Annotated in this window: 14 protein-coding genes; 5 read left to right on the top strand and 9 right to left on the bottom strand. The window is 43.2% G+C overall.

Translation table 11 applies throughout. From position 1 onward, the window contains the following. Positions 1 to 206: 206 nt before the first annotated feature. Together GLO7428_RS21910 and GLO7428_RS26260 are read right to left on the bottom strand one after the other, a co-directional pair. Positions 207 to 881: a DUF1361 domain-containing protein gene (locus GLO7428_RS21910; RefSeq protein WP_015190771.1), complete on the bottom strand. Its 675-nt coding sequence runs from the start codon at positions 879 to 881 to the stop codon at positions 207 to 209. Between the two features lie 78 nt (positions 882 to 959). Then, on the bottom strand, positions 960 to 2,729 hold the full coding sequence (locus tag GLO7428_RS26260) for a M10 family metallopeptidase C-terminal domain-containing protein (RefSeq protein WP_015190770.1): 1,770 nt from the start codon (positions 2,727 to 2,729) through the stop codon (positions 960 to 962). Between the two features lie 398 nt (positions 2,730 to 3,127). Between GLO7428_RS26260 and GLO7428_RS21900 the strand changes: the two genes are divergently transcribed. Further along, positions 3,128 to 4,813 (top strand): NAD-binding protein, encoded by a 1,686-nt coding sequence (locus GLO7428_RS21900; protein ID WP_015190769.1) that lies wholly within the window; start codon positions 3,128 to 3,130, stop codon positions 4,811 to 4,813. An 18-nt stretch (positions 4,814 to 4,831) separates the two neighbouring features. Here GLO7428_RS21900 and GLO7428_RS21895 read toward each other — a convergent pair whose 3' ends face one another. The 3 genes from GLO7428_RS21895 to ald all read right to left on the bottom strand — a co-directional run bounded on the left by GLO7428_RS21895 (position 4,832) and on the right by ald (position 8,426). Next, a complete protein-coding gene (locus GLO7428_RS21895) occupies positions 4,832 to 5,755 on the bottom strand; it encodes a DMT family transporter (protein ID WP_015190768.1) in 924 nt (307 codons plus the stop codon). Positions 5,756 to 6,378: 623 nt separating this feature from the next. Then, on the bottom strand, positions 6,379 to 7,248 hold the full coding sequence (locus GLO7428_RS21890) for an MBL fold metallo-hydrolase (protein WP_015190767.1): 870 nt from the start codon (positions 7,246 to 7,248) through the stop codon (positions 6,379 to 6,381). Between the two features lie 86 nt (positions 7,249 to 7,334). Beyond that, the gene (gene ald, locus GLO7428_RS21885) at positions 7,335 to 8,426 is read right to left on the bottom strand and encodes an alanine dehydrogenase (RefSeq protein WP_015190766.1); all 1,092 of its coding nucleotides are present in this window, start codon (positions 8,424 to 8,426) and stop codon (positions 7,335 to 7,337) included. A 222-nt stretch (positions 8,427 to 8,648) separates the two neighbouring features. Between ald and GLO7428_RS28050 the strand changes: the two genes are divergently transcribed. Both GLO7428_RS28050 and GLO7428_RS21875 read left to right on the top strand, forming a co-directional pair. Continuing rightward, on the top strand, positions 8,649 to 8,822 hold the full coding sequence (locus GLO7428_RS28050; RefSeq protein ID WP_015190765.1) for a chlorophyll a/b-binding protein: 174 nt from the start codon (positions 8,649 to 8,651) through the stop codon (positions 8,820 to 8,822). A gap of 178 nt (positions 8,823 to 9,000) precedes the next feature. Then, a complete protein-coding gene (locus GLO7428_RS21875; protein WP_015190764.1) occupies positions 9,001 to 9,300 on the top strand; it encodes a hypothetical protein in 300 nt (99 codons plus the stop codon). 74 nt (positions 9,301 to 9,374) lie between these two features. Here the strand turns inward: GLO7428_RS21875 and GLO7428_RS21870 are convergent, their stop codons facing one another. After that, a complete protein-coding gene (locus tag GLO7428_RS21870; RefSeq protein WP_015190763.1) occupies positions 9,375 to 9,599 on the bottom strand; it encodes a hypothetical protein in 225 nt (74 codons plus the stop codon). Positions 9,600 to 10,451: 852 nt separating this feature from the next. Here GLO7428_RS21870 and GLO7428_RS21865 point away from each other — a divergent pair. Beyond that, on the top strand, positions 10,452 to 11,654 hold the full coding sequence (locus tag GLO7428_RS21865) for a helix-turn-helix domain-containing protein (protein ID WP_015190762.1): 1,203 nt from the start codon (positions 10,452 to 10,454) through the stop codon (positions 11,652 to 11,654). A gap of 196 nt (positions 11,655 to 11,850) precedes the next feature. On the opposite strand, the gene GLO7428_RS21860 is transcribed toward GLO7428_RS21865, so the two are convergent. The 3 genes from GLO7428_RS21860 to GLO7428_RS21850 form a co-directional block, all read right to left on the bottom strand. Further along, positions 11,851 to 12,471, bottom strand: coding sequence for a heme-copper oxidase subunit III (locus GLO7428_RS21860; protein ID WP_015190761.1), 621 nt, complete (start codon positions 12,469 to 12,471; stop codon positions 11,851 to 11,853). Positions 12,472 to 12,544: 73 nt separating this feature from the next. Then, positions 12,545 to 14,296 (bottom strand): cytochrome c oxidase subunit I, encoded by a 1,752-nt coding sequence (gene ctaD, locus GLO7428_RS21855; RefSeq protein WP_015190760.1) that lies wholly within the window; start codon positions 14,294 to 14,296, stop codon positions 12,545 to 12,547. A 59-nt stretch (positions 14,297 to 14,355) separates the two neighbouring features. Continuing rightward, positions 14,356 to 15,444, bottom strand: coding sequence for a cytochrome c oxidase subunit II (locus tag GLO7428_RS21850; protein ID WP_015190759.1), 1,089 nt, complete (start codon positions 15,442 to 15,444; stop codon positions 14,356 to 14,358). Between the two features lie 386 nt (positions 15,445 to 15,830). Between GLO7428_RS21850 and GLO7428_RS21845 the strand changes: the two genes are divergently transcribed. Continuing rightward, complete coding sequence (locus GLO7428_RS21845; RefSeq protein WP_015190758.1) at positions 15,831 to 16,778, top strand: heme A synthase; 948 nt, start codon at positions 15,831 to 15,833, stop codon at positions 16,776 to 16,778. Positions 16,779 to 16,814: the final 36 nt, after the last annotated feature.

The raw sequence follows: 16,814 nt of genomic DNA, 5'->3' as shown, positions 1-16,814 counted from the left end.
TTAAGTGATGGAGTTTTTGCGACCGTTACTACTTTACTTGTTAGAGCTTTTAGATAGCTGAGCAGCAAACAAACTGTTCCCCAGAGTTAACGAAATGCTGCCTAAATTTATTAGCTACATCCTTCTAGGTAGTCGCAAATTTGAAAGAGCAGTTATGGCAGCGAAAAGATAAAATATTGGATTGGATGAATTGAGAAGAACAAAATTTATAGATATTGATCGATGTCAGTTTTTGCTCGCGCGTGATGAATTCGGAGCACAAGCCCCAGAGTTATTTGTTTCATTATCCAGTAAAATGCTGTGATAATAATAAAGATGATAAATACAACAAATAAAGGGCGTCGTTCAGTTAAATCATTGACGGTTCTCAGTAGAACGTTACCAGGTTCAGTTACTAAATCCCAACTGTTAAAGCGGCGAAATCTACCAAGATAAACTCCAACCGCACATAACGCGTGTGCGATTAATTCTGCCCAAACGACAAATTGTCTTGCTCCTAGACGTCTTAAGTAATAGCCTAGGTTAATCAAAGAGACAACATAAGCCTCAAAGCCACTTAGCATGGCAAATAGATGCACAGGGATGACAAACAGCGTAATTATCCACGGCGATATATTAGGGCGTATTCCACGAATGAGATGAATGATATCCGTGAGAACGTAAGGTGCGTTGGGTAAAAAAGCCACGAAAACAACAAAAATTATCCACCACACCAAAGAACGAGAGCGTGTTTTGCGGCGAAATAGCCAAAAGCTAAGCGCTAAAGGAATAAAAGCCAAAAACAAGTTCCACAGAATCCAGCCACTGTAGATTGCGTCAAACGCGCGTACTAGCTGCGTAGATAATTCGGTAAATACCCTAGCTGCAAAAATGTGATTCATCTTGGCGGCATTAGTCTTATCTTGTTTTCCCTAGATTAACCTCTATTTAATATCGTTCCACGAAACAAGATAGAGTTGCTAAGCAAAAATAAAGTCGCGTGCAAAACTAACGTTAGTAGAATCTTGGACGACGCCGATCGCATCATTGCCAAAGAATATTGCGGTATCAAGTGCAGCACTGCCAAACCAATTTCCTGATTGTAACGAGTATTGATTTGAAGTTCCCCTTACTTGAATATAGTCATTCCGCCAATCAAAATCGGTAATCCGAGCATAGCCATCTCCTCGGTAAAAGACATTAGAGGCTTCACCTAACACAAAGGTATCTGTACCTGTGCCTCCAGTCAAAACATCAACTTCTGTACTACCACCGTAGCCGATGAGAATATCCTTCCCTGCACCTCCTGTAAGCGTGTCATAACTACCGCCACCAAACAAATAATCATTGCCATTTCTACCAGAAAGATTATTGGCAACGTTATTACCGATGAGAGTATCGTTTCCTGCACCTCCGATCGCATTTTCAATTGTGACTCTGTAGGCGATCGCCAAGTTACCATTAGCTCGATTGCTACTGCTATTAGAGAAACGTCCAATCGAACTAAAGCTTCCAGGGTTAAGGTTAATCGTTGCAGCTAGAGATTGATTCGCAGCGCTAATAGTATCATTACCGCCAGCATCCCAGATTGTTTGTATAAAGGCTTGATTTGCATTCCATGAATAAGTGTTATTGCCAGGACGAGTGTTATTATTAGCACCGTAGAGATACTGGATTGCCGCAATGTCGTAAAGCATTGGTGTTTGAGGATGAATCCCACTACCTGGATGCTTAAAGTAGGACATCACCGTATACTTGGTGTTATCTTCTTGTGCGGGTAAGAAAGGACCTTGACTACCTCCTCCCCCTGCATTGTAGTTACCTGGATGTTTTAGCCCTAGTGCATGACCAATTTCATGAACCATGGTCAAAAATCCATAAGAGCTATTGGTTTGAGTGTAATTAGGATAGTAAGAATTATTTAGCCAAACATCTCCTCCCAAGGGATTGTTATCTGGAAGGTAGGCGTGAGCGCTTTTAGTATCTCCTAAGTTTGCTGTACCAAACCGAATTGTTCCCCCTGCACCTGCATTAGATACTTCAACAAATCTGAGTCCTGAAATCTCGCTGAAAAGTTGTAAGGCTCTTCGTGCTGCATTTGCTTGCGTTGCATTAAAAGGAACAAAGTTGTTGCGCTCTGAATTATTCCAGGGATAATAGCTTGGTACTGATGTCATGAAGCTATAACTTATCGTCGAACCAACCCAGTAATTCGCTGGAGTAGGTAGTAGTGCATCGATGTAGTAAACCCCTGTGTTTGCTTGGGGTGTTAATCCTCCGTTTGCTGAGGCTGCGGTTTGAAAGTTTAAACTATCGTTATTGAAGTCGCTAGCAAAACCACAGCACGCTGAACAACCACAACGCTGTGGTTGAGTTGATAATTGTGATGTTGGTGGATCGTTACCAATCCACCCAAAACTTTGCCCTAAGTCAAACGTCTTTGCATTACTTATCGCTGAAGCTATTTTTTCAGTGCTAACAAGCTTGTTGCTTTCAATGTCTGGCAGTATAAAAGGAAGTTCCTTTTCTTTAACCGAATCGACAAAACCGTTTGAAATAATTTGCTGAAGCGATTCATCGGCAGTTTCTACTAACGATGACGCTACTGATGTAAATTCTGTAAGAGTGGGCACAATTTTTAGTAGAGTGTCGCTAGCAAATTCGCTGTAATTTAAAAGGCTATCTTGGCTTAAATCATAGTCATCAGAAATTAGATCGCGATATTCTGTAACTTTTGAAACAGTTATCATAATTTTGTCAGTGGAAGTTATGTATAAGTGTTTATTAAGTCGCGTCGGGCTGTAACCTAGCTTGTATAAGCTCAGAATAAATGAGTGACTTTTGCAGCGTATTGCCTTTTTATGCAAATTTATTGACCAACAAAGTTAATTTTTCTTGTTCACGTACAGCGAGATTGCAAAAAGTTATACTCGCCACACCGATTGGTTAAGCGTTCATAGCCATAAATAATGACGCATTAGCAATTAGCAACTCTAAATAGAGACTCATAATTCAAACTGTTTTTGTGAATAACAACTTTGAGTAGCAGTGTTTTCAGCTACAGTATGTGCGCTGCTAGTAGTCAAAAATGGTGATTTAGACAACAGTAAGTTACTTTCGCTTGCTACTGGGGAATTGCGATTAAGATATGAAACCTCGGATCATTGTCTGCGGCTTAGAACGCACGGGCTACAAAATTTTTTGTTTGCTTAGACAACAAGGAGCAAGTGTCGTTGGAATTCATCACCAGCCGATTCCCAAAGAAGAAACGATCGTTGTTGGCGATCTGCAAGCAGCGGCGACTTTACAAGCGGCAAGTATTGAAACGGCGCAAACACTGGTACTGGCAAACAGTGATGATGCGCTGAATTTAGCAATTCTCATTCAAGCGCGAGTCCTCAATCCTCGAATTCGGATTATCAATCGTTTATTTAATGCCAACTTAGGCGATCGCCTCGACCATACTCTACCGGATCACGTTAGCATGAGTGTTTCGGGTTTAGCCGCACCGGTATTTTACTTTGCTGCCTTGGGAAATCGAGCGATCGGGCAACTCAAACTCTTTAATCAAACATGGCCGATTCAAGAAGAATATATTCACGAAAATCATCCTTGGCGCGGGCGACTATTGAGCGATTTATGGGACGATCGCGCGCGGATGTTGATTTATTATCTCCCTGTACAAGGTGAAATCGATCTAGTTTGTGCGGTCAGTTCAGGACAACAGTTGCAAGTTGGCGATCGCCTGATCGTCGGTACGCAACCGAGTATCCGAACAATGCGTAAATCAGCGCTTTCTAAACTGCTAAAAGTCGTCACTAACCTACGTCAATTTCGCCAACATGGGCAATCGTTAATGGTTGTGACGTTAGTTCTGCTTATAACTATTTTTACTGCAACGCTCACTTATATCTGTTTTGATTTAAATACTTCACTGATTGATGCTTTATATTTTTCGGTTGGCATGATCACAGGTGCTGGCGGTAAAGAAGAAGTGGTCGAAAAAGCGCCAGACAGCATCAAAGTCTTTACCGCCTTCATGATGTTAATTGGCGCAGGTATTATCGGAATTTGCTATGCACTACTCAACGATTTTGTTTTAGGAACCCGCTTCAAACAGTTTTGGGATGCGGCACGAGTTCCTCAACGCCATCATTACATTGTTTGTGGATTAGGTGGCATTGGCGTGCAAGTTGTTCAACAATTCCATGCAAGCGGACATGAAGTCGTTGTCATTGAACGCGATTCTAATAATAGATTTCTTAATACTGCGCGTGGTTTAGGCATCCCAGTGATTCAAGGTGATGCAAGTTTACCCGAAACATTACAAGCCGCGAATCTCAAATCAGCAAGTGCTTTATTGATTGTGACAAGTAACGATGCGGTTAATTTAGAAATTGCGCTGAATGCCAAAACATTAACGCCGAGTATTCCTGCGATCGTCCGCTACGAACATCCAGATTTTGCGCACATGGCACAACAAGTTTTTGAATTCGAGGCGGTGCTAAGCCCTGCTGAACTTGCCGCCCCAGCTTTTGCCGCCGCTGCGCTGGGCGGAAGGATTTTAGGTAATGGCATCACTGCTGATAGTCTTTGGGTTGCTTTGGCAACTTTAATCACTCCTTCACACCCTTTTTGCGGTCAGCGCGTTAAAGAAACCGCAATGCAATCTGATTTTGTGCCACTGTATATCGAAACGAATTGCCAAACGATCCACGGTTGGGATTTACTAGGGACGTATTTAAGTGCAGGCGATGTCTTGTATCTAACTATGCCTGCAAATCGGTTAGATCATTTGTGGCGGGCTGTACCTTCTCAGATTATGGTGAGTTGAGCGGGTTTTGACAATCAACTACTTGGAATGCGGTAAACACGAAATACCGATGACTGCAAGGATAATCAAGCTACCTCCGAAGCCTTGTGAAACTAAAAGTCGCTCTCCTAATATGAAGTAAGCGCCGATCGCACCGAACACAGGAGTTAGTGTCAGGTAAAGTGACAGTCTACTGGCGGGAAGATAGCGTACCGCAGCCAGGTAAAGGAGAAACGCTAATCCATAGCCAAATGCGCCTGAGGCGATCGCAATCACTAAATTTCCCCACATAGCAGGTGTAAATTCAAAAGACTCAAAACCTAACCACAATGCGCCAACAAGCATCATGATAAACAGAATAAGTGCGACAGATTGTTGAATTGCGGCTAAGACTACTGGATGTAAGCGTTGGACTGAACGCGCTGCTGTGATTGCATAAAGTGAAGCAAACAAAACACTGAGACAGACAAGAAGATCTCCCCAAATTGAACCTGAGGTAATTGAAGTTCCATCAGGAGTCACAATAAAAGAAACCCCAACACAGGCTAACAATCCTAATCCAACAAAAGCAAGATTGAAGTGTTCGCGCAGAATCAACCACGATAGCGCCATTGTGATCGCTGGTTCCGTTGTACTGATGAACGTTGCATTACTAGCTGTTGTCAGCGCTAGCCCAAACATCCCGAAAATGTATGATAACCCAGGTTCAAGTAGCCCTGCTAAGCTCAATTTGAGTGTCGTCCAACGCAAAGGAACTTGAATACCTTGGAAGATAACGATTGTCCAGAAGAAAATCACACTTGAAGCTGTTTGAATGCATAGCAAAGTAAATGGTGGTATTTGTTCTAAAGCACCTTTCGTTAGCACGATGGTTAAACCATAAATTGCCGCAGCTAATATGATTAAGTACGTTCCTTCGGGAAGATTAAATGAGCGTTTGCTACTCCACAACGATTCAGTCATAAAATGTTTCAAGATTTATATTTAGCAAGATCTGTGTCGTTTATTGAGAGCTAAACAACAAAACTCAAGAAGACTTGAAGGCAATATGCTTTCATTGCTTTAAGCACCGCTTATACAAAGAACTGTTGCAATATTACCCACGTTCGCACGCAGTAATACCGTTTCACTTTAAATTTGCTACAAATGGGTAGCAGAGGAAGTAGAGGAGCCAGTTGCGTGCGGAGGTGTCCTCCGTTGAGGAGCCACTCTCGTGCGGGGGTTCCCCCGTTGAGAGAAGTGGCGTCAAACTGGCGTGGGCAGAGGGAGAAATTAACTGTAGTTCTTATTTAGTGAAATGGTATAAGCACAAACAGAAGTATTAAATTCAACGCTTCCAAGCCCAAAATACCTAATAGGAGTTACCTAGCTGTGACACTTATTTGCAATAGGCACAGGCTCTACTGTATACAGAACTACCCTAGATAAACCAGTAATATGAATTAAAGTAAAATTTTTTGAACTTAAGAACATACATTCAAATTTTTCTCAATAGCGATCGCGCTTCGCTCATCGAGTCAAAATTTTGATTTTTGATAACTTCTCTAATAGTACATTACACCTTTGTTCTCTCGCAAGTGTTGCCTTCAGGCTGCTTCCATTTCGGCAATACACTGGTGTAATAAATATTGCATCTTATCAGCATCGGCGTGGTGTTTGCGTCCGTGACCTGGTAATACCCACTCAAAAGCGTATTTCGTCAACTTCCGCATCGATTGAATTTGTTCTGACCAAGAATACCAGCAGACATCGCGCCAAGCAACGAGCGAATGACGATTATCTGACCAAGCTAGGTGATCTCCAGTAAAGAGGAACTGTTTGTGGAGCAAAACTGTATGACCTCTCGTATGTCCAGGTACAGGAATGATGAGTAAGTCTGAGGCGAGTTGAAATGGTTCTGAACCTGTTAGTTGAATTTCTACACTGCGAGTATTCGAGGTGACATCATCATGATGCAAAATGCGATCGCATTCTAAATGCTCGTGGTACTTCTGATGATCGGCGACATCATCTTTATGCGTTAGGTACAAATAGCGAATTCCTCCTAATTTCTCGATTTGCTTTACCAACGGTGGTGTAAACCGAGGTGAATCGACCATCACATTACCTTCGGGACGGACAATCAAGTAACTTGCTGCGCCATAAGAGTTTTCTGCATGATAGCCGCAGTGGTATACATTCTCCGCAACTCGAATCGGAAAACTTTGCTGCGCTTGTTTAATATCGTGGGGCTTCTCTACTGTTCCAATCGAACTTGTGGGACACGCTAAGAGTGCTTGTAGCGATCGCAGTCGCTCGATGTCATTGTCTGGCTGATGGTAAACTGCTGACTGTCCTCCAATACGACGAAATACCTCTGGAGTCATCCAACGACAAGTATCGCAATCGATACACGTGTTATCAACGTAAAAGTCTCCACTCACGTTTTGCGGGCGACGCTGATTTAGGTGAGCCATAATCTAACCTCTAGAATGCAGTGACACAGCATAGAAGTCACTGGCTATCTCTAGGCTAGCGCACTTGACATTGGTTCGCCTTTTTGCTATGGAACAAGGTCAGGAAACACTTCTTGTACCGCAGGATGAACGAGGCGATGATTTTGAACGTTTACACCCGCCGCTAAAGCCGGATTTGTTTTCACGGCTTGCATTCCTAAATTCGCCAATTGCACAACATAAGGTAAGGTACTATTATTTAAAGCTTGCGTTGCCGTCCATGGTACAGCCCCAGGCATATTGGGGACACCGTAATGAACGACTCCTGCTTCCACATACGTAGGCTTAGTGTGACTTGTCGCGCGTAACGTCTCGATACAACCACCTTGGTCAACCGCTACATCAACAATCACCGATCCTGGACCCATCCGCCCGACTAACTCGCGATTTACTAGAATCGGCGCGCGTCTCCCTGGAACTAAGACCGCACCAATGAGTAAATCCGCATCGGGAACAACAGCGTCAATTTGCGCAGAATTACTATAAAGCAACTCGACTCTAGAGCCAAAGATTGTTTCTAGGTAAGATAACCGCTCTACGTTCACATCTAAAATTTGGACAGTCGCACCCATTCCGACAGCAATTCGCGCCGCTTCAGTACCAACAACGCCACCACCTAAAATGACAACATGCGCAGGTCGAACACCAGGAACGCCGCCTAACAAAACCCCGCGCCCTCCTTGTTGACGTTCTAGAAACCGCGCGCCAAATTGTACTGATAAGCGCCCAGCAATAATACTCATCGGTGTGAGCAGTGGTAGCTTGTTTGTGCTATTTGTTACTTCTACCGTTTCATACGCGATCGCCGTCACGCCACAATCAATTAAATGCTCGGTTAAAGCGCGATCGGCGGCTAGATGCAAATAGGTAAATAATAATTGCCCTTTTTGGAGAAACCGATATTCTGGCTGAAGGGGTTCTTTGACTTTCACAACGAGTTCCCGATTCCAAGCCTCTTGTGTAGAAACAATTTCTGCTCCCACTTGACGATAGTCCTCATCGGTAAAACCCGCACCGACACCAGCTTGGGATTCTACAAAAATCTTATGACCATTCTCTTTGAGGACTCGCACACTACTCGGACTCAAGCCCACGCGAAATTCTTGATCCTTTGTTTCTTTGGGAACACCGATTTCCATTGGTTATCATCTTCTCATCTGTTTTTAGCTTAAGCGCGATCGCTTTCAGTGGCGACATATTGAGCTTCTAGCACTCACTCGAACCATACCTTGAGCCTACTTTTGTCAATTTTATCTGTACAATACAGTAAAGAAATGTAAAGAAAACGTAATTTTGGGTACAATCTAATTTGACTTCTGAATCAACTCTCCTAGCCAATCTATCTGAACGAGGTTTCACAAATGACAACTCAACCACAACCAACAACAACGCCCAATTTAGAGGAACCCAAGTTTGGATTTAACGAATACGCCGAACGTTTAAACGGTAGAGCAGCAATGATTGGCTTTTTACTCCTTATTGTCATTGAATACTTGACAGGTAAAGGAGTATTAGCTTGGCTTGGGCTAAAATAGAGTAAAAGACGCTTACGTCTAAGTTATCAGTACTAGTAGAAACAAAACCTACTTGACAGTGAACCTTAGAAAAATTAATTTTGCCATCTTCAGGAATGATGCAAATTAGATAAAGATACCTCCATCTTAGAAACGTAGGTCTTAAGATGATAGCTAAGCTCAAGTGTATTAATTTGTGATGAACGCAGCCATACCGAAATTGATAAAGTCTGCATACCGTAAAGAGCCGCTACCCAGTATATTGGTGACAATGGGAGCGGTAGATGCTGTTATTGGTGGATTAGGCGATCGCTGGTCTTTGTTTGCGTTTGGATTGGTAACTGTAGGAATAGCGATTGGCTTACGCTGGTGGTTGTTACAGCAGCGCCCTTATCCAACAGAATCAGTGAATACACCGCGTTACTTACCACCTAGTAGTAGTAGCTCGCATCAAGCACTACCCGTGTTAAAAGTGTCAAAGAAACGCCCTCGCCACTGAAAAAAATCAGAAGTAAACCTACAACTAGTTGCGAAACTCCTCAACAGACCAGTTTTGTGTGGGTCGCAATCAACTCAAGCTCCTGCTTCTGCTGATTCAACGAGTTTTTTCAACTTCATATAAGCTTCTTCTGGAGTAAGTGGCTCGGATTCATTTTCATTGGGAATGTAATATTGCCTGCTATCAGGGAAGTGCCGCACTACAAAACTAGAAATGATTCCTAGTTCCATTGCTCTTTCTCCCAGTCTGTCAGCTGCTTCTGCCAAGCTGTATTCATCATGAATTTTATACTCGCTCATATTTTTGACTGAATTATAAGAAAAGATTCATTAACTATATTATATATAAACAATAATTACTCTAAATAATAATAGTCAACTACACAAAATTATAGATACTACATTTATATATTACTCTGAATACTTTAGTGAGTGAACTTTTAGTTCTCAAATCTTATACGCAAAATATAACGATTGAAAAAATCGCTATAATTCACTATTTTAAATGGTAGGAACTGCTGATTATCAGAAGTAAAGATTATACTTTCACAATCAATCATTCATCTAGATTTTATAAACTCGAAATTGATTTTACTATAAAATATAGTTAAGTCGATAAAGTCAGCATTACTCGACGAACGAACATATTTTTTTGAAATTTTGGGGCTAGTTACTTAAGAAAAAAATAGCAATCTTTGAGAAATTTACGATTGATGATAAATAATCTTACTCAGGCGAAGTCTTAGGTCACAAAAAATCAAATGCTGATTTAAATCATCTTCCTAAAGAAGGGTTTTGGTGTTAGTCGCGTGCGTTCCTCAAAAATACAGAAATTATTTTGAGTATTTTTACATGCGCACTTTACTAGTAACCTCACCTTCGAGAAACTCAAATCTTGCACCAAGCCTTAGCAAATAAAATTCGCGGCTATAAGAACGAAGTCTGTCTGCGCAAACTGACGAGAAACTAAGGGTTTTGTCTGTCTGGCGGCGGTTTCAACCACCAAGTGCAAGATGTGAGAGAAAAATAGTTATTCTAAATTTTGTAACGCTTTCGCTACTTCAAACGACAAATCTCCACTTGGGAGAATGTCAAGCCACAAAAAATTATTTATCCTGCAAGCTAGATTACCATCACGGTTGGAGGCAGCGCGTGAATGTAGATAAATTTGCTAAACAAATCCACACACAAATAGAAAGCTTGTGTCGATTGAACAATGGAACAGAAATTCCAAAAGAAATGTTACCGATCGCGCTAACGAATCTGGGCATTATTTCTGAAGAGTTACAGGTAACGGTAGATGAGTTACAACGAAAGAATGAAGAATTGATAGCGACACGAACAGCACTAGAATTACAGCTTCGACGCTATCGAGAACTCTTTGATTTTGCTTCTGAGGGTTACATCATTACAGATAAATCGGGAAGGATCGAGGAAGCTAATCGGGCGGCGGCTAAACTGTTGAACGTATCGCAGCGCTTTTTAGTCGGCAAATCATTTCTGATGTTTGTTGTTGAAAACGACAGACAAGCACTTTATAGCAAGTTGATGCAACCGCAGCAGGTAGAAGAATCAATCGAGTGGACAGTGAATCTTTGCCCGCGTAATAGCGAACCATTAAAAGTCGCACTCACAATCGCGATCGCAATAGACAACGAAGGTAAGAAAAGCCGAATGCAAGTATGTATTCACCGGAGTCCAACTGCTGAAGATCAGCCTTTGATAGAGCCAATCGAAGAAAAAGTGAGTGATTTAACAGGCGATCGCCGTAAGTTTGTTTATTTGAAGGGCGAACTCATACCACTCAAACCGCAAATGATTTGGCAAGTCCACCAAGGAATTGTGAAACTAAGCACTTTGAGCGAAACTGGGGAAGAGGTAGTCGTTGGCTTAGCAGGACCTGGAATGCCATTTGGAGTCGAGCTAACTTCGCTGCATACGTATCAAGCTAGCGCGCTTTCCCAAGTTCAGTTACTCTGTTATTCTTTTAGCGAACTCGCCGCATCGCCGTTGCTAGCTGCAAATGTTTTACCGCGAATCAACCAAAGATTACAGCAGACCGAAGCTTTGTTAGCTATTTTTGGGCAAAGACGCGTTAAAGATCGTTTTGAGCAATTATTACAGCTACTAAAACACGAGGTTGGGCAACCAACTCCTCAAGGAACTCGTTTAAGCGTCCGGTTCACGCATCAAGAATTAGCCGAAGCTTGTTCAACAACCAGAGTCACAATCACGCGATTGTTAGGAAAACTGCAAGAACAGGGGAAGATTGCCATTGATGGCAACAATCACATTATTCTGAAAGAACAAAGTTTGTTTGATAGACTGCCGGAAGAAGATGTTTACACAGTATAGTAGCAGTTATAGCAAGACGCATTCAGGTGAGAACAAGTCTATTGAGTAAATCTGTTACCTTGTAAGGCTTTTAATGAAGCTAACAGCTAACAGAAGAAATCGCTAACCGCTACAGTATCCATATTGACAAATAAAAAACCCCAGAAAGGGGTTTTGCAAGTGCTTAGGGACTAGTAAAAACGATTACCAATATGACTTAGAGGATGTACAGCAGTCCAAATAGGACAATCCAGACAACATCAACAAAGTGCCAATAGATTTCTGCTGCTTCTACACCAAAGTGTTTCTCACTTGAATAGTGACCCGCAACGCGCGATCGCCACAACACTGCCAAAATTGCAACGAGTCCAATAAATACGTGCAATCCATGGAAGCCAGTGAGAACATAAAACGCACTAGCGAATAAATTGGTCGTGAGACCAAACTCCAAATTACTGTATTCGTAAAGCTGTCCGGCTAAGAAGATTGCGCCCATCGCCGCAGTAATTGCTAACCACGTACGCATTCCAGACACGTCATTTTTTTTAATTGCTGTGTCCGCATTGTGAATCACAAAACTACTGGAAATTAGAATTATAGTATTGACTCCAGGTAGCAGCAGTTCTAAGTCTGGTGTTCCTTCTGGTGGCCATGATGGTAGCACCGAGCGAAAAGCCAAGTAAGCACCAAACATACCGAAAAAAATCATTCCTTCAGCAACTAGAAACATAATGAGTCCAGTAATGCGATGGTCTGGATGTTCTTCGTGATGCGCTGCGGCTTCAGTGTGGTGATAGTTAAGCGCTGTTTTTGCTGGGTCAATTGTTTGACTTTGCATGATTTCATTAAATAACAAATGTACGGGTAATGAATTGTGAGCGACTCATAATTATCCCTCACAATTCATCGAGTTACTTACGGTCTTCTGGGTTAGCAGCAACCTTCGGATCGGGATCAGCACGTAACGCTGAATTAGGACCAGCTGCTAAAGCAGGTTCTTTTTCATCTGAGAAGGGTACATTTTCCACTTCTTCATCGTCACCGTTACTCATACCGTAATCATAAGGTCCGGTTGCTAGAACAGGTAGTTTGTCAAAATTCTCGATGGCTGGTGGTGAAGTTGTCATCCACTCTAAGGTGAGTGCTTGCCAAGGGTTGTTACCTGCTTTCGGACCGTACATCCAACTCCAAATCGCGTTAATAATGAATGGAAAAGTAGAAACGGCAAGCAGATAAGAACCCATCGTGCAGATGAAATTGAGCGTTTCAAATTTAGGATCGTATACCGCAATTCGGCGGTTCATACCCATCATGCCCAACTTGTGCATCGGCAAGAAGGTCATATTTAAGCCCACGATAGTGAGTGCAAAGTGAACTTTACCCCAAAACTCATTGAGCATTCGCCCTGTCATTTTGGGAAACCAGTGGTATAGACCCGCAAAGATGCCTAAAACACTACCGCCAAAAAGAACGTAGTGCAGGTGAGCTACAACAAAATACGTATCATGAACGTGAATATCAAAGGGTACAGCAGCTAACATAACGCCGCTAATTCCACCGATTACAAACGTTCCGACAAAGCCCATGGCAAAGAGCATCGCACTATTCAAGCGTAACTTGCCACCCCAAACCGTAGCGACCCAGCTAAAAACTTTGATCCCTGTGGGTACAGCGATGATCATCGTTGTGATCATAAAGAACATCCGCAACCAACCAGGGATACCACTGGTAAACATATGGTGCGCCCAGACGATTAAGCCCAAGAAGCTAATTGCCAAACTCGAATAAGCGATCGCTTGATAACCAAAGACTGGTTTACGCGCGTGGACAGGCAAAACTTCGGAAATTAGCCCGAAGAAGGGCAAAATCATGATGTAAACCGCTGGGTGCGAATAAAACCAGAACATATGCTGGTAAACAATTGGATCGCCGCCACCAGTTGGATTAAAAAACGTTGTACCTGCGAGTAAATCGAATGCCAACAGAATTAACGCACCGGCGAGTACAGGAGTCGAAAGCAATGTAATTGCGGAAGTCGCAATCATTGACCAACAAAACAACGGCATTTGATTAACCGTCATTCCTGGGATGCGCATTTTCCAGATGGTCACTAGAAAGTTAATTGCGCCCAGAATTGATGAGGTTCCCAGCAACAGGACGCTCATAATCCAGATCGCTTCGCCTACCTGTCCCGTTACCAAACTTAACGGTGGATAGGACGTCCAACCCGCATCGGGGGCGTCACCAATCAATAAGCTGCTGATCAGTAATAGTCCAGCAGGTGGAATCATCCAAAAGGCAACCGCGTTCAAGCGTGGAAATGCCATATCCTTCGCCCCGATCATCAGGGGGATGAGATAATTCGCAAATCCAGCGCCTGCGGGTACGATCCACAGGAAAATCATAATCGTCGCGTGGAGCGTAAATAAGCTGTTGTAGACTTCTGGACTGACAAAATCTGTTTCTGGTGTTTTGAGTTCGGTTCGTACTAAGTCAGCTAAAACACCACCGATACAGTAAAAGATAAACGTTGTGACGAGGTATTGAATGCCGATGACTTTGTGATCGGTATTAAAGCTGAAGTAATCGCGCCATTTTCTTACCCCTGGTTCCTCACTTAGGGCAGAAATGTTAGCGCTTTCTTGTAGCTGTGCTTGTGTCATGACGAAAGAGGAAGTAGAAAGTAGGGAGTAGGGGGTATGATATTTAACCCCTAACACCTTTAATGATGAGTGTGATGGACTTGGTGGAGCATTTCTGGCTGAATGCCCAAATCACTAACGTAAGGAGCTAAAAATTCTGCGGGAGATAAATCTGCTGAATTAACTGCAACGAGCTGCTGCGAATCGAGACTGGCGACTTGTTGCTCTTGTTGCCATTGCTCAAATGCTTCTGGTGTCTCAATGACAAATTGCGTATTCATCGCACCGTGGTATGGACCGCAAAGTTCAGCACAGATTAGCTTATACTCACCTACAATTTTTGGTGTAAAGCGAATTTCTGACTGTCTACCAGGAATCGCATCTTGCTTTAGGCGTAATTCTGGTACCCAAAAAGCATGAATCACATCGTTTGCTGTCATGCTGATTTGAACTTCGCGCCCTACGGGAACGTGTAATTCACCTGTTGTAATTCCTGTATCGGGATAGGTGAAGATCCACGCGTACTGCAATCCTGTGACGTTAACCGTTAGTGCTGGGGGCGTTCCTTCTTTATCAGGGCTTGCACCAATTGTGGGAGAAACAACGCCAACACCTGGTGCATTTCTTCTTTGGGGGATTTGGTCAGCGTTGCGAACTGCTGCGGTTGCTGGGTCTTGCATTGCCGCATCAGATTTTTCCTGGTTGAGGTTAGTATCTGTGCTTGGCGGTGTATCACTCAGCGTTGCGGCGATCGCGGCTCCTGGCATTTTGACTGCTTGTTCTTCGATTGGGGCATCGTGGACGCCATGCGGACTAAACCCACCAATCGAGTTATAGACATCAAAGCTGTAAATTGCAATTCCAATAACAATAATAGCCGGTACTGCCGTCCATAAAATTTCTAGTGGAATATTGCCGAACACTGGTGGTCCATCAGAATCGTCACCAGGACGACGACGATAGCGAATCGCAGAGTAGATTAAGGCACCTTCCACAATGAGAAACAAACCTGTGGAGATGGTCAACATCGCATTGAATAGCCCATCTACTAACTCAGCTTCGTCTGATGCTGGGGTTGGCAATAGACCATGATTCTGACCGTACCAAAGGCTGACTGTGGTAACGACTATACCAACGAGTAAGGTCCAGATCGAGGATGGAATGTTCACGGTTTAGCTATTTAGTGACTTTACTTCTATTGTTAGCTCTGCTTATCTACCACGGTAGTGTAGGGACAAACTACCGTCGAGCCAAAAAACGTTTTTTTTACTAATTTCTTTGGGATCGCTTAATAAGGTTTCCCAAGCATCTTTCTCTAGTATGACCTGTGGCAGATGTTAAGCAATGTAAATTGTGTTACTTATTGACGTCATTGACATAAGCAAACTTTAACAAGTTGTCAATTGCAATTTTTATACGACATAGGATAATCATCAATCACAGTCAAAGCTCAATGTAGCTCATTTTCTGTCGGTAATGCGCTAGCGTGGAAATGAGCAGATAATCACAAAAACGTTAACTTTAATAGCTTTCAATCAGGCAGAAGGTATCGTTCATGACCGAATCCGTCCTGCATCAACAAACTGTAACGGGTGGTGAGCAGTCGCAGCCAAAAGAACGAATCCGGCGGCTCGTATGGAAAATTGCGATCGCGACCTTAATTTTGATGGCAATCGGTAGTGCCACCCGCGTAATGAATGCTGGGCTTGCTTGTCCCGATTGGCCTTTGTGCTACGGCGAGCTTGTCCCGACAAAACAAATGAATTTCCAAGTTTTTCTGGAGTGGTTTCATCGTTTGGACGCAGCCATGGTAGGTTTGGGTGCGATCGCCCTCGCGAGTTTGTCGTGGTGGAACCGTCGTGTATTACCGCAGTGGCTTCCTTGGGCAGCAACGTTTGCACTTGGTTTAGTTGTCTTCCAAGGCGTTCTCGGCGGACTAACTGTCACCGAACTATTGCGATTTGATATTGTCACAGCGCACTTAGGTACGGCACTGTTGTTTTTTATCACGCTACTGGCGATCGGCAGCACACTCGTTCGCTATCAAGGTACTGGTACAGCAGGAAACTTGCCTTGGATAGGTTTGATTGCTGCAATTGCCGTTTATCTACAAAGCTTGATGGGCGCATTAGTCGCATCGCGCTGGGCGCTGCATCAGTGTTTTGCGGGTAACGCCTTATGTAGCGTCATGTATAGTCATATCGGTGGTGTTATTCCGTCCACACTAGCAATTATTGCGGTTGTCTTTTTCGCGTGGCGAACTCCGGCATTGCATCCAGCTTTACGGCAACTTGCTAATATGGCAGGTGGCTTGCTCTTTTTACAAATCTTATTAGGGATAGCGACCTTCCGCTTGCACCTGCAAGTCGAGCCACTCACAGTAGCGCACCAAGTTGTCGGTGCTGTTTTGCTGGGATCGCTCGTTGTTTTTACCGTACTGGGCTTACGCGATCGCGCAACAAGCAGTATTGCCATCCCCACGACTGAACCATCAAATTTATAAAATTGCAGCCAACAGAAGCGCAAACAGCAATTTTGT

This window comes from Gloeocapsa sp. PCC 7428 (assembly GCF_000317555.1).
In the GTDB taxonomy this organism is placed as follows: Bacteria; Cyanobacteriota; Cyanobacteriia; order Cyanobacteriales; family Chroococcidiopsidaceae; genus Chroogloeocystis.
The sequence above is the reverse complement of the archived record's forward strand: the minus strand, read 5'-3'. Positions and strand labels throughout refer to the sequence as shown.

What these genes read in the sequence shown, in the direction of transcription:
- GLO7428_RS21910 (WP_015190771.1), bottom strand. Translation starts at nt 881, where the DNA reads ATGAATCACATTTTTGCAGCTAGGGTATTTACCGAATTATCTACGCAG.
- GLO7428_RS26260 (WP_015190770.1), bottom strand. Translation starts at nt 2,729, where the DNA reads ATGATAACTGTTTCAAAAGTTACAGAATATCGCGATCTAATTTCTGAT.
- GLO7428_RS21900 (WP_015190769.1), top strand. Translation starts at nt 3,128, where the DNA reads ATGAAACCTCGGATCATTGTCTGCGGCTTAGAACGCACGGGCTACAAA.
- GLO7428_RS21895 (WP_015190768.1), bottom strand. Translation starts at nt 5,755, where the DNA reads ATGACTGAATCGTTGTGGAGTAGCAAACGCTCATTTAATCTTCCCGAA.
- GLO7428_RS21890 (WP_015190767.1), bottom strand. Translation starts at nt 7,248, where the DNA reads ATGGCTCACCTAAATCAGCGTCGCCCGCAAAACGTGAGTGGAGACTTT.
- ald (WP_015190766.1), bottom strand. Translation starts at nt 8,426, where the DNA reads ATGGAAATCGGTGTTCCCAAAGAAACAAAGGATCAAGAATTTCGCGTG.
- GLO7428_RS28050 (WP_015190765.1), top strand. Translation starts at nt 8,649, where the DNA reads ATGACAACTCAACCACAACCAACAACAACGCCCAATTTAGAGGAACCC.
- GLO7428_RS21875 (WP_015190764.1), top strand. Translation starts at nt 9,001, where the DNA reads ATGAACGCAGCCATACCGAAATTGATAAAGTCTGCATACCGTAAAGAG.
- GLO7428_RS21870 (WP_015190763.1), bottom strand. Translation starts at nt 9,599, where the DNA reads ATGAGCGAGTATAAAATTCATGATGAATACAGCTTGGCAGAAGCAGCT.
- GLO7428_RS21860 (WP_015190761.1), bottom strand. Translation starts at nt 12,471, where the DNA reads ATGCAAAGTCAAACAATTGACCCAGCAAAAACAGCGCTTAACTATCAC.
- ctaD (WP_015190760.1), bottom strand. Translation starts at nt 14,296, where the DNA reads ATGACACAAGCACAGCTACAAGAAAGCGCTAACATTTCTGCCCTAAGT.
- GLO7428_RS21845 (WP_015190758.1), top strand. Translation starts at nt 15,831, where the DNA reads ATGACCGAATCCGTCCTGCATCAACAAACTGTAACGGGTGGTGAGCAG.